The sequence below is a fragment of the Streptococcus vestibularis ATCC 49124 genome, from assembly GCF_000188295.1.
In the GTDB taxonomy this organism is placed as follows: Bacteria; Bacillota; Bacilli; order Lactobacillales; family Streptococcaceae; genus Streptococcus; species Streptococcus vestibularis.
This window is the reverse complement of record NZ_GL831112.1, coordinates 1,680,275-1,693,660: the sequence shown is the minus strand read 5'-3', so window position 1 is coordinate 1,693,660 and position 13,386 is coordinate 1,680,275. Positions and strand designations below refer to the sequence as shown.

At 40.9% G+C, this 13,386-nt stretch carries 12 protein-coding genes and 1 pseudogene; all 13 read left to right on the top strand.

The features are described 5' to 3' along the window. Positions 1-10: 10 nt before the first annotated feature. The 13 genes and pseudogenes from HMPREF9425_RS08160 to HMPREF9425_RS08105 all read left to right on the top strand — a co-directional run bounded on the left by HMPREF9425_RS08160 (position 11) and on the right by HMPREF9425_RS08105 (position 13,298). A pseudogene (locus tag HMPREF9425_RS08160) lies at positions 11-1,041 on the top strand (ABC transporter permease). Positions 1,042-1,054: 13 nt separating this feature from the next. Next, entirely contained in the window at positions 1,055-2,095 is a 1,041-nt protein-coding gene (locus HMPREF9425_RS08155) for an ABC transporter ATP-binding protein (RefSeq protein ID WP_037621603.1), read from the top strand. 1 nt (position 2,096) lies between these two features. Next, on the top strand, positions 2,097-3,035 hold the full coding sequence (locus tag HMPREF9425_RS08150) for an ABC transporter ATP-binding protein (protein ID WP_003098114.1): 939 nt from the start codon (positions 2,097-2,099) through the stop codon (positions 3,033-3,035). 228 nt (positions 3,036-3,263) lie between these two features. After that, entirely contained in the window at positions 3,264-3,428 is a 165-nt protein-coding gene (locus HMPREF9425_RS10425; protein WP_003098113.1) for a hypothetical protein, read from the top strand. Between the two features lie 117 nt (positions 3,429-3,545). Next, positions 3,546-4,412, top strand: a complete 867-nt coding sequence (hslO, locus tag HMPREF9425_RS08145; RefSeq protein WP_002883609.1) for an Hsp33 family molecular chaperone HslO — start codon at positions 3,546-3,548, stop codon at positions 4,410-4,412. Beyond that, positions 4,405-5,382, top strand: a complete 978-nt coding sequence (dusB, locus tag HMPREF9425_RS08140; protein ID WP_003098111.1) for a tRNA dihydrouridine synthase DusB — start codon at positions 4,405-4,407, stop codon at positions 5,380-5,382. Before hslO ends, dusB begins: the two co-directional genes overlap by 8 nt. 228 nt (positions 5,383-5,610) lie before the next feature. After that, positions 5,611-6,879, top strand: coding sequence for an MFS transporter (locus HMPREF9425_RS08135; protein ID WP_003098110.1), 1,269 nt, complete (start codon positions 5,611-5,613; stop codon positions 6,877-6,879). 105 nt (positions 6,880-6,984) lie between these two features. Next, positions 6,985-7,428 carry a zinc-dependent MarR family transcriptional regulator gene (locus HMPREF9425_RS08130; RefSeq protein WP_003095002.1) on the top strand — a complete coding sequence of 148 codons (444 nt, stop codon included), beginning with the start codon at positions 6,985-6,987 and terminating at the stop codon, positions 7,426-7,428. Position 7,429: 1 nt separating this feature from the next. After that, positions 7,430-8,137, top strand: coding sequence for a metal ABC transporter ATP-binding protein (locus tag HMPREF9425_RS08125; RefSeq protein WP_003095024.1), 708 nt, complete (start codon positions 7,430-7,432; stop codon positions 8,135-8,137). Continuing rightward, positions 8,130-8,942, top strand: coding sequence for a metal ABC transporter permease (locus tag HMPREF9425_RS08120; RefSeq protein ID WP_003095010.1), 813 nt, complete (start codon positions 8,130-8,132; stop codon positions 8,940-8,942). The genes HMPREF9425_RS08125 and HMPREF9425_RS08120 overlap by 8 nt, the downstream gene beginning before the upstream one ends. Positions 8,943-9,104: 162 nt before the next feature. After that, positions 9,105-10,043, top strand: coding sequence for an AEC family transporter (locus tag HMPREF9425_RS08115; protein ID WP_003098108.1), 939 nt, complete (start codon positions 9,105-9,107; stop codon positions 10,041-10,043). A gap of 154 nt (positions 10,044-10,197) precedes the next feature. Beyond that, complete coding sequence (locus HMPREF9425_RS08110) at positions 10,198-12,384, top strand: PTS transporter subunit IIBC (RefSeq protein ID WP_003098107.1); 2,187 nt, start codon at positions 10,198-10,200, stop codon at positions 12,382-12,384. Positions 12,385-12,482: 98 nt separating this feature from the next. Then, positions 12,483-13,298 carry an endonuclease/exonuclease/phosphatase family protein gene (locus tag HMPREF9425_RS08105; RefSeq protein WP_003098106.1) on the top strand — a complete coding sequence of 272 codons (816 nt, stop codon included), beginning with the start codon at positions 12,483-12,485 and terminating at the stop codon, positions 13,296-13,298. Positions 13,299-13,386 lie beyond the last annotated feature (88 nt).

The window sequence follows — 13,386 nt, the reverse complement described above, 5'->3', positions numbered from 1 at the left end:
GGAGAGTATCATGGAAGAAAAACAACTATTCAAACTTGTTGGTGCTGGAAATACTGAATCACAAGAAAAAATTGAAAAACCGACTCTCTCTTTTACACAAGATGCTTGGAGACGTCTGAAAAAAATAAACTGGCGACCATATCCCTTTGGTTTTTAGCCATTCTACTGGTCTTTTCGATTGGCTCAAATTTCTTTGTTAATGCCAAGGATGCTAATAGTTTTAATGGTGGTGAAGTTAAGACATATCGTAATTTACCACCTAAACTATCAGATAGCTTACCATTCTGGAATGGTAGTATTGTCTTTTCAGGTAATACGGAGCCTAATGATGTGTACTCTGATCAATCAGTTCCAAAAGACGATAAATTTATTTTGGGAACTGACAATCTAGGACGTAGCTTAGCGAAACGTGTGATTGTTGGTATACGTATCTCTCTCTTAATTGCTATCGTTGCTACTTTAATTGATTTGATTATTGGAGTAACCTATGGTCTGGTGTCAGGTTTCTTAGGTGGGGAAATTGACCTCTTCATGCAACGTGTTATTGAGGTTATCTCATCTATCCCTAACTTGGTCATAGTAACGATGTTAGGGCTTCTCTTGGGTAGTGGTGTATTATCAATCATTATCTCAATTGCCATTGTCGGATGGACGTCTATGGCGCGTCAAGTTCGTAATTTGACCCTATCCTACCGAGAACGTGAATTTGTTTTAGCCTCACGTGCTTTGGGTGAAAATAACTTCAAGATAGCTTTTAAACATGTTTTACCAAATATTTCAGGTATCATTATTGTTCAAATTATGATGACCGTTCCAAGTGCTATTATGTACGAGGCGGTTCTATCAGCTATCAATTTGGGGGTTAAGCCACCAACAGCTTCTTTAGGTTCGTTGATTACGGATGCTTCTGAGAATCTTCAATACTACCCTTATCAGGTGGTAATTCCTGCCTTGGCTCTTGTTTTTATCTCTCTTGCCTTCATTCTTTTAGGGGACGGCTTGCGTGATGCATTTGACCCTAAATCTAACAAAGAAAACTAATAGGAGCGTAATAATGATGAAAGAAACGATTTTAAGTGTAAAAAATCTCCATGTTAATTTTCATACTTACGCTGGAGAAGTAAAAGCGATTCGTGATGTCAATTTTGACTTGAAAAAAGGTGAGACACTGGCAATTGTTGGTGAGTCTGGTTCAGGAAAATCTGTAACGACAAGGACGCTAATGGGTCTATCAGACAAAAACGCTAAGGTAACTGGAGACATTACCTTTAAAGGGCATGATATGCAAGCCTTGAAGGAGGAAGATTGGGTTAAAGTTCGTGGAAATGATATTGCTATGATTTTTCAAGATCCCATGACCAGTCTTGACCCTACTATGAAAATTGGGCGCCAAATTGCTGAGCCTATCATGATTCATACCAAAGTATCTCAGAAAGAAGCCTTAGATATGGCTTTACAATTAATGAAAGATGTTGGGATACCTAATGCCGAAGAACATATAAATGACTACCCTCACCAATGGTCAGGAGGAATGCGTCAAAGAGCAGTAATTGCCATTGCTCTAGCTGCAGATCCTGAAATTTTGATTGCTGATGAGCCTACTACAGCTTTAGATGTTACGATTCAAGCACAAATTCTTCATCTGATGAAAAAAATCCAAGAAGAGCGTGATTCATCCATTATTTTTATTACTCATGACTTGGGTGTTGTCGCTGGGATGGCTGATCGTGTGGCGGTTATGTATGCTGGTAAAATTGTGGAATATGGGACTGTGGATGAGGTTTTCTATAATCCGCAACACCCATACACATGGGGACTTCTTAACTCTATGCCTACAACAGAAACAGAATCTGGCAGCCTAGAAGCTATTCCAGGAACTCCTCCAGATTTGCTTTATCCTCCTAAAGGTGATGCCTTTGCTACTCGAAATGTCTTTGCTTTAGATATTGATTATCAGGAAGAACCGCCAATGTTTAAAGTATCAGATACGCATTTTGCAGCAACATGGCTCTTAGATGAACGAGCTCCTAAAGTAACCCCTCCTTCACCAATATTGAAACGATGGGAAAAATGGTCAAAGATGAAGGAGAAATAAGATGACACAAGAACGTAAAAAGTTAGTAGAACTAAAAAATGTGTCTCTAACTTTTAATAAAGGAAAATCAAACGAAGTTAAGGCTATTGATGACGTTAGCTTTGATATCTATGAGGGCGAAATTTTTGGCCTAGTTGGCGAATCTGGATCAGGTAAAACAACCATTGGGCGTTCTGTTTTAAAACTTTCTGATATTGATTCGGGTACTATTACCTTTTCAGGTAATGAGATATCAAGTTTAAAAGGAAAAGATCTTCATGATTTCCGTAAGACAGCTCAGATGATTTTTCAAGATCCTCAAGCTAGTCTTAATGGACGCATGAAAATCCGTGATATTATTGCTGAAGGCATTGATATTCATAAATTGGCTAAATCTAAGGAAGAGCGTGAAGCTAAGGTTAAAGAACTCATTGATTTGGTAGGGTTAAATGAAGATCACCTATCAAGATATCCTCATGAGTTTTCTGGTGGTCAACGTCAAAGGATTGGTATTGCGCGTGCTTTAGCGGTTAATCCTCATTTTATTGTAGCAGACGAACCGATTTCTGCTTTGGATGTTTCTATTCAAGCACAAGTGGTTAATTTGATGCAGAAGTTGCAACATGAACAGGGGTTAACTTATTTGTTTATTGCCCATGATCTGTCAATGGTTAAATATATATCCGATCGCATTGGTGTGATGCATTGGGGTAAACTCCTTGAAGTAGGACCAGCAGATGAGATTTATCATAATCCAATTCATCCTTATACAAAGAGTCTATTGTCTGCAATTCCAGAACCAGATCCAGAAAGAGAGCGTAAGCGTCAGCATTTGATTTACAATTCCTCTATTGAAAATGATGGGGAAAATAGACAAATGTATGAAATCCGACCAGGGCATTTTGTTTATGCTACAGAAGCAGAGGCTAAAAATTATAAAGAAGAAGCCAAGGCTAATTAAACTGTAAAAAGGTGGTGATTCCCTAGTCACCTCCTTTTTATTTTTAGATTAGTAAGCGTTTACGATACATAGGCAAAACAGTATAATAACGACTGGCTACTCAATCAGATTCGTGGGACAGCCAACGTCGTCAGTAAGGTTTTTAAGTTTGAGAGTCTGGATATTAATTGGGGTCAGGTAGAAGACGAGCAAGGGTACACTGTTGATGGAAATGACTACATTGATGATTTGTTAATTCATGAAAAGTATGATCAGGCGACTGCCTTCATTCATAGTCAACTCAAACGTTTGACGACTGATGACTATAATCTCCTTGTCAGTGTCTATATGGAGTATTTGGAGAATTTACCACCTGTAATAAGACAGAAACACCATTTTGATGATAGAAAATAGCAAGTTTGAGGGAAAAACTGTCCGAATTTTCATGGTAATTTGATAGAGAGTGTGGAAGAGAAACGCCGAGCGTTTACGATTTTTCCACCCTCTTTTTTGTGTTATAATAGAATCACTATGGATAAATTAATTAAAACAATTTCAGAATCAGGTTCTTTCCGTGCTTACGTTCTTGATAGCACTGAAACAGTTAGAACCGCACAAGAAAAACACAATACTCTATCATCATCTACAGTTGCTTTGGGGCGTACCCTTATTGCTAACCAAATTTTGGCTGCTAACCAAAAAGGTGAAAGCAAAATTACGGTTAAGGTTATCGGAAACAGCTCTTTTGGTCATATTATCTCTGTAGCTGATACCAAAGGACATGTTAAGGGCTACATCCAAAATCCAGGTGTGGATATCAAGAAAACAGCGACTGGTGAAGTTTTGGTGGGTCCTTTCATGGGGCAAGGGCAGTTTGTCTCAATCATCGATTATGGAACTGGTAATCCTTACACGTCATCAACACCACTTATTTCTGGAGAAATCGGCGAAGACTTTGCCTACTATTTGACAGAATCTGAGCAAACGCCATCTGCTGTTGGTCTTAATGTACTTCTTGACGAAGAGGACAAGGTCAAGGTTGCTGGTGGTTTCATGCTTCAGGTCTTGCCAGGAGCTAGCGAAGAAGAGATCGCTCGTTACGAAAAACGCATCCAGGAGATGCCTGCCATTTCAACGCTTTTGGAATCTGATGACCATATTGAAGCTCTCTTGAATGCCATTTATGGGGATGAACCTTTCAAACGTTTGTCTGAAGAGGAGCTTAGCTTTGAGTGTGATTGCTCACGTGAACGTTTTGAAAATGCCCTCTTGACACTTGGTAAGGATGAACTTCAAGCCATGAAAGACGAGGATCATGGGGCTGAGATCGTCTGCCAATTCTGCCAAACCAAGTATGAATTTTCAGAAGCTGACTTGGAGGAACTCATCAATGACTAAGCTTAATTCGTCCTTCATGATTGGAAATGTGGAGATTCCTCATCGTACAGTACTAGCTCCTATGGCGGGTGTGACTAACTCTGCCTTCCGTACTATTGCAAAGGAATTTGGTGCTGGTCTTGTTGTGATGGAGATGATCTCTGAAAAGGGTCTCCTCTACAATAATGAGAAAACCCTCCACATGCTTCATATCGATGAGAATGAGCATCCAATGTCTATCCAACTTTTCGGTGGTGATGCTGAGGGCTTGAAGCGTGCGGCTGACTTTATCCAGACCAATACCAAGGCTGATATTGTTGATATCAACATGGGTTGTCCAGTCAATAAGGTAGTCAAAAATGAAGCGGGGGCCAAGTGGCTCAAGGATCCAGACAAGATTTACCACATCGTCAAGGAAGTAACATCAGTACTTGATATTCCTTTGACTGTTAAGATGCGTACAGGTTGGTCAGACAGTGATTTGGCTGTAGAAAATGCTCTTGCAGCTGAGTCTGCAGGTGTTTCTGCCCTTGCTATGCACGGCCGTACTCGTGAGCAGATGTACACAGGTCACTGTGACCACGAGACTTTGGCCCGTGTTGCTAAGGCTATCACTAAGATTCCGTTTATCGGAAATGGTGATGTTCGTAGCGTTCAAGACGCTAAGCTCATGATTGAAGAACTTGGTGTTGATGCCGTTATGGTGGGGCGTGCAGCTATGAACAATCCATATATCTTCACGCAAATTAACCACTTCTTCGAAACAGGAGAAGAGTTGCCAGATCTTCCATTTGATAAGAAGCTGGACATCGCTGAAGACCACCTCAAACGTTTGGTGGACCTTAAAGGTGAAAAGATTGCTGTCCGTGAATTCCGTGGTCTGGCACCACACTATCTTCGTGGAACAGTAGGAGCAGCTAAGGTTCGTGGCGAAGTTTCACGTGCCGAGTCTGTTGATCAGGTTGAAAAAATCTTTGCGACTTTGCGATAAAATAGAAAGAGCCCTGTTAGTATATACTCTAACAGGGCTCATATATAATAAATTGCTTGTAATCTGACGAATAAAGCGATAAGACAGCTGTCTAACTCTTCAATATTCAAGTTAAGAGAAAAGAATCGATTACATATCTATGAATATTATCCTAATAATGAGGAGAGAGATGTAACTCATGAGTATCAATTTATGTTTAATCTATTTCTTACCCATCAGGAGGTTTAAATGCAGCTTTTTTTACAACACAAGCCTTATAGGGTTTTGACCCTGTCCATCTTGTTAGGTATCTTTGGGACCACCTTGTTTGACTTGGTTTCGGTTCTCTATGCGGCTACCTTCCCTAATCCAGAATTGGCGGTGGGGTTGGCGAGTTTGATTACCTCGCTTCCCTATGTTTTTGATTTTATTGTGGGTTATGTCTCTGATCGAGCGTCAAATAGCTTTAAGGCCATGAAATTGGTACGCTGGTTGCAGATGAGTCTATATGTCTTTTTTGGGGTGTTAACCTTGCTTAGACCTAGTTGGTGGGTCTTCGTCTTGGTCCTAGCCATCAACTTTATGAGTGATATTATTGGTAATTACACTGCCTATCTCAATCTTTCCCTCAATCGTCAGGTGGTGGATGAGGAGAATTTTTCCTTGGCTATCTCTTTTCGCAAGGGAATGCCTAATATCGTCACCTTAGCGGGAAAGAGTGTGGGTGTCATGCTCATTGCCCTGCTGGCTCATAACTATTTCTTGTTTGCCTTGATTAATGTTTTGGTTTTCTTGGCTTCTTATCTGGTCTTGCGACGAGGGCAAAAACTTTTTGACTATCTTAATGAACCAGTACCTGAGTCCAAAGAACAACAAGCAGAATCCTTAAAAGCCCTGATTTGTCAGTTTGTCAAGGCCACCATAACCAATTTCACCTTTCTCAAATCCCAGTCCTCTATTTTTAATTTGGTCATGATTTACTCTAGTATGAACCTGCTCTCGTCAGCCATGGCCACCCTGTTGATGATTTATCTCTTATCGGTCAAGGAGTTGCAGTTGGGGTCTTATGCTGTGACTATCACAGTCTTTGAGTCTATCGAATTGGTTGCTTTCTTTTTAGGATCACTTTTTCCGTTCGACTTTTACCGCAAGTTGTCCATTAGGTCCAACCTGCTTTTTGAGAATAGTCTAGCATTGTTGATGATTGTCAGTATATTTATATGGCACAATCCCATTGTTCTCTTTACCTTGCTTTTTCTTTCTTCTTATGCGACAGCCATTTCCAACCCAAAATCGGATACCATCGTCATCTTCTCCATTGTTGAAGAGCGACAGAACGCTGTCTTTAGTATCTTTTCAACCATTGTCACAGCGACTGTACCCCTGGGTGCAGCTATGATTTTGGCTTTAAACCAGTCCTTGGGTGCCACTTTGTCATGGACGTTCTTGGTTCTCTTGGAGGTATTTAATATAGGTTACACCTGCTTTTGGAAGGAAAAGACACGGTCAGTATCTTAAACCTATTATCATTTTTAAGTCTAGCTGCGGTTGGGCTTTTTCTTTCCTCTTGCCAAACCTCTGTGTTTTCGATATAATTAACTGGTTAAGTATATGGAGAAAGCGATGCTAGAACTAGAAGAACAAGTTAATCAATTGATTAATCAAATCGTGCTCAAGTCTGAAAATCAGCATGAGCTCCTTATTGGGCAGTGCCGTAGTCAAGTTAAATTGACTAATACTCAGGAACATATTCTGATGCTTTTGGCCGAGGGTCGCAAGACCAATTCGGAGTTGGCAAAGACCTTAAATGTCAGTCAGGCTGCTGTTACCAAGGCTGTTAAGACCTTGGTCAAGGAAGGTATGTTGGAGGCCAAGAAGGACAAAGGTGATGGACGGGTAACCTATTTTGTCCTGACACAAGAGGCTCAACCTATTGCCCAGGAGCATGAGGAACACCACCAAGAGACTTTAGGTGTCTATCGCACTGTATTGGAGCAGTTTGATAGTAAAGAACGTCAGATTATAGGGCGTTTCTTGACGAAATTAGAAGAAAGAATCGAGGAATAAGATGCGTTATATTACAGTTGAAGGACTAAGCTTTCAGTATGATGCGGAGCCCGTTCTGGATAATATTCACTATCACTTGGATTCTGGGGAGTTTGTGACCCTGACTGGGGAAAATGGAGCTGCCAAGTCAACGCTTATAAAGGCTACCCTAGGGATTCTCAAGCCTAAGAAGGGAACTGTAACCATCTCTGAAACCAATAAAGATGGTAAAAAGCTTCGTATGGCCTATCTTCCCCAGCAAATTGCCAGCTTTAATGCAGGTTTTCCGAGCACGGTCTACGAGTTTGTGAAGTCTGGCCGTTATCCTCGTCAGGGCTGGTTCCGTCGTTTGACTAAGCACGACTTGGAGCATGTTCAACGTGCCCTTGAGTCTGTAGGTATGTGGGAAAATCGTCACAAGCAGATTGGACATCTCTCAGGTGGTCAAAAGCAGCGTGCCGTCATTGCTCGTATTTTTGCCTCAGATCCAGATATCTTTGTCTTGGACGAGCCAACGACAGGGATGGATGCAGGAACAGCCAATACCTTTTACGAACTCATGCACCACTCGGCTCACAAGCATGGCAAGTCTGTCTTGATGATTACCCACGACCCAGAGGAAGTTAAAGAGTACACAGACCGTAATATTCATCTGGTTCGTAACCAGAAATTGCCTTGGCGTTGTTTCAATGTCCATGAAAAGGATGGAGAGGAGCATAAACATGATTAGTGAATTATTAACTTATGATTTTATGCAGCGTGCTATTCTCGCCGTGATTGCTATCAGTATCTTTTCGCCAATTTTGGGGCTCTTCTTAATTCTTCGTCGTCAGAGTCTGATGAGTGATACCTTGAGTCACGTGTCCCTAGCTGGGGTGGCTGTTGGGATTTTCTTGGGACAATCAATTACTTGGATGACCCTAGTGGTTGTGGTTATTGCAGCTTTGGTTTTGGAATATCTCAGGGTTAGTTACAAGCATTATATGGAGATTTCAACGGCTATCCTCATGTCAATGGGATTGGCAGTGGCTCTTATTCTTAGTAACAAGGCGGGTAGCAGTAGCATGAGTCTGGACAGCTATCTTTTTGGTTCTATCATCACGATTAGCCCAGAGCAGGTGCGTGCCCTCTTTGTCATTGCGGCTATTGTACTGGTCTTGACTCTACTCTTTATTCGTCCTATGTATCTTTTGACTTTTGATGAGGACACTGCTCATGTAGATGGCTTGCCAGTTCGTCTCATGTCTCTCCTCTTCAATATTGTGACAGGGATAGCGATTGCCCTGATGATTCCAGCAGCAGGATCACTTTTGGTTTCCACCATCATGATTCTTCCAGCAGCTATTGGTATGAAAATAGGTCAAACCTTTAAATCTGTCATTTTTTGGGCTATTGGTATTGGTTTGATTGGTATGCTCTCTGGTATCTTTATTTCCTATTATTGGGAAACACCAGCCAGTGCAACTATTACCCTTATATTCATCGCCTTCTTTGGTCTGGTATCGATCTTTGAACCCCTCTTAAAAGCAGAGTAAATAATAGAAAAGGAGCTTGAGAAATCGAGCTCTTTTTGTGATATACTAAAGTAGTTTTTTAGATTTGAGTTAAACCAATAATGGTAGATTTCTAGGCAGAAAAAGGATTAGATTTTTCTGGTGTCCACTATCATTTGTAACAGTAACAAAAAAGGAGAAAACATGGAAATCTTTTTAACGAGTATATCGGGAATACTAGTCATCTTGGGTATGATTTTAGTGGGATTTGTTATGGGCGAAAAAGGCTGGTTTGATGACAAGTCACGTGGTCTTATAGCTAAGCTGGTCACTCAAATTGCCCTGCCTTGTTACATGTTCTATACGATCACACAGCGTTTCACAGCGACAGACCTGCTCAAGATGTTGCCAGAGTTGCGTTTTCCTGCACTTTCCATGGTGATTTTGCTCGGGATTGCGACAGCGGTGGCTGGCATTTTTGCAGTAAAAAAGGAGCGTCGTGGTCTCTTTATTTCCATGTTTTTTAATTCGAATACCATTTTTGTGGGGCTCCCTATCAATCAAGCCCTCTTTGGGGATGCTAGTATTCCCTATGTTCTTATCTATTATATGTGCAATACGACCTTTTTCTGGACCTTGGGAACTTACCTTATTCAGCGAGATGGGGAAGGAGAGGCAGAATTTGATTTAAAAACAAGTCTGAAAAAGATCTTCTCTCCCCCTCTAATGGGTTTCATGTTAGGTCTTATTATTGTTATCCTTCATATTAAATTACCAACTTTTTTAGCCAGTGACTTGCAGTATTTAGGTAGTTTGACGACTCCTTTATCTATGATTTTCATCGGTTTGTCGGTATCCAATGCAGGTGTGAAGCAGTTAGTTCTTAAAAAGGACCAGGTGTTGATTTTGTTGGGACGCTTTGTAGTTGCTCCTCTCTTGATGGCTACCATTGTTTACTGGGTACCTCTCCCAATTTTGATGAAACAAGTTTTTATCATCCAGTCGGCTATGCCTGTCATGACCAATGCACCTGTGGTTGCCAAACTCTACGGAGCTGATAGTGATTACGCTGCTGTCATGGTGACTGAGACTACCCTCGCGACCATGATCGTTATCCCAATTCTCATGGTTCTTATGGCTTAAAAATAATCAAGTAACCCCCGTTTTTCTGGGGTTTTTAAATTTGTAAAAAAAATTCAAAAAAAGTTTACGAAAACGCTTTACAAATCCCCAAAAGATGATATAATAATTACATAAGTTATGCAAGCGTTTGCATAGAAACGTAGGAGGAAATGAAATGAATAAGCTAAAAGAAAAATTTGGCTTTGAGTTCTGGCAAAAATTCGGTAAATCCCTCATGGTTGTTATCGCGGTTATGCCAGCAGCAGGTCTTATGATCTCTATCGGTAAAACGATTGCCATGATTAATCCAAACGTGGCACCTCTCGTTATTACGGGTGGATTTCTTGAGCAAATTGGTTGGGGGGTTATCGGTAACCTTCACATCTTGTTTGCCCTTGCCATTGGTGGTAGCTGGGCTAAGGAACGTGCAGGCGGTGCCTTTGCAGCAGGTCTAGCATTTATCCTGATTAACCGTTTGACTGGTTCAATCTTTGGTGTTACTTCAGATATTCTTGCTGATAAGGGTGCTACAGTTCACACACTTCTTGGTCAATCAATCAAGGTGTCTGACTACTTCATCAGTGTTTTGGAAGCTCCAGCCCTTAACATGGGTGTATTCGTAGGTATCATCTCTGGTTTCATCGGGGCTACTGCCTTTAACAAATACTATAACTTCCGTAAATTGCCAGAAGCTTTATCATTCTTCAATGGTAAACGTTTCGTACCATTCGTAGTTATTGTTCGTTCAGCTATTGCAGCTATCGTTCTTGCTATTGTATGGCCAGTTATCCAATCTGGAATTAACGGTTTTGGTATGTGGATTGCCAACTCGAAAGAAACTGCTCCAATTTTGGCACCGTTCTTGTTCGGTACATTGGAACGTCTTCTCTTGCCGTTTGGTCTCCACCACATGTTGACTATCCCAATTAACTACACTCAATTGGGTGGTACTTATGAAGTCTTGACTGGTGCTGCAAAAGGTACTAAAGTTTTGGGTCAAGATCCACTCTGGCTCGCATGGGTTACTGACCTTGCTAACCTTAAAGGTGCGCATCCAGATCAATATAAACACCTTCTTGAAGCTTATACACCAGCTCGTTTCAAAGTGGGTCAAATGATTGGTTCATTTGGTATCTTGATGGGTATGGTGGTAGCTATCTACCGTAACGTTGATGATGATAAGAAACATCAATACAAAGGTATGATGACTGCGACTGCGCTTGCAACATTCTTGACAGGGGTAACAGAACCTATCGAGTACATGTTCATGTTCGTAGCTACTCCACTTTACATCATTTACGCATTTGTACAAGGTGCTGCCTTTGCAATGGCTGACATCGTTCACCTCCGTGTTCACTCATTCGGTTCTATCGAATTCTTGACACGTACACCACTCGCTATTAACGCAGGTTTGGCGATGGATATCGTAAACTTTATTTGGGTAACTGTACTCTTTGGTGTTATCATGTTCTTCATTGCTAACTTCATGATTAAGAAATTTGACTACGCTACACCAGGACGTAACGGTAACTATGAGCAAGGTGATGATGCTTCATCAGAATCTGCTGGCTCAGCAAGTGCTGGAACAAGCTCAGCAAGCTCACAAGTTATCAACATCATCAACCTTCTTGGTGGACGTGCTAACATCGTCGACGTTGACGCATGTATGACTCGTCTCCGTGTTACTGTTAAAGAAGCTGATAAAGTCGGAACTGAAGAACAATGGAAAGCTGAAGGAGCTATGGGTCTTGTCATGAAAGGACAAGGAGTTCAAGCTATCTATGGTCCTAAAGCAGACGTATTGAAATCTGATATCCAAGACGTACTTGATTCAGGTGAAGTTATTCCTGAAACACTTCCAAGTCAAATGACTGCTGTTCAAAAAGCAGAAGCTCAATTCAAAGGTGTGACTGAAGATGTTCACTCAGTTGCAGATGGTCAAGTTATCAATATTGAAGATGTAAAAGACCCAGTATTCTCACAAAAAATGATGGGTGACGGTTTCGCTGTGAAACCAGAAAACGGTAAGATTGTTTCTCCAGTATCTGGTAAAGTTGCAAGTATCTTCCCAACTAAACACGCTCTTGGTTTGGTAACTGACAATGGTCTTGAAGTTTTGGTTCACATCGGACTTGACACTGTTAGTCTTGAAGGTAAACCATTCGACGTTAAAGTTACTGAAGGTCAAACAGTTGCTGCAGGTGATCTCTTGGTTGAAGCAAACCTTGATGCTATCCGTGAAGCAGGTCGTGAAACATCTACAGTTGTTGTCTTTACTAATACAGACGCAATTAAATCAGTTAAAGTAGAACATACAGGAAAATTGGCAGCTAATGCTCCAGTTGCAAAAGTAGAACTTTAATTTGTTAAATAATAATCAAGCAGACAGCCCCTGGGCTGTTTTGTTTGTAAAAGACCTTGTTATCATTTCTATATGTAAGTCAGATAGAGGATAAGATTATGAAATTTCTAACCTTAAATACCCATAGTTGGATGGAAGAAGATGCAGAAGGAAAATTCCAAACCCTAAAGGAACAAATCCTAAAGGCTCAGTATGATATTATTTGCTTTCAGGAAGTTAATCAGGAAATAGAGACGGCAGCTGTAGAAACGGATGCTTACTATCATGCGCTACCATCAGCAACACCAATCCACCAAGATCACTTTGTCCGTTTGCTTGTGGAAAAATTAGCTGAAGAGGGCCTTCAATATCATTGGACGTGGGCTTATAATCACATTGGTTATGATCACCTTAATGAAGGTGTTGCTGTCTTGTCACGCCAACCATTGACATCTAGCGAAATTTTAGTTTCAGATGTTGATGATCCAACAGACTATCATACACGCCGTGTGGCAGTGGCTGAGACGACTGTAGATGGCCGAGAAGTTGCTGTTGCTAGTGTCCATCTTTCATGGTGGGATAAAGGTTTCCAAGAAGAGTGGGCACGTATTGAGGGATGTTTCCAATCTATTGGCAAACCGCTTATCCTAGCAGGGGACTTTAATAACCCAGCAGGTCGAGAAGGTTACCAAGCAATATTAGCCAGTCCGCTCAAACTTCAGGATAGCTTCCAAGTGGCTCAAGAAACAAATGGAAGCTATACAGTTGGACCTGGTATCGATGGCTGGAAGGGCAATGAAGAGCCTTTACGTATCGATTATGTTTTTGCAAGCCAGGAGTGGGCAGTAAATCACCTTAGTGTCATTTTTGATGGAAACAATCAACCTCTAGTAAGTGATCATTATGGCCTTGAAGCAGAGCTAACATTTAAATAGTAACTGTAACCTATCGTGACCTAATAAGGGTAAAAAAATATTGTCAAAAGATAAATAAAAGAGTAAACTAGAAACTATAATTGAATTT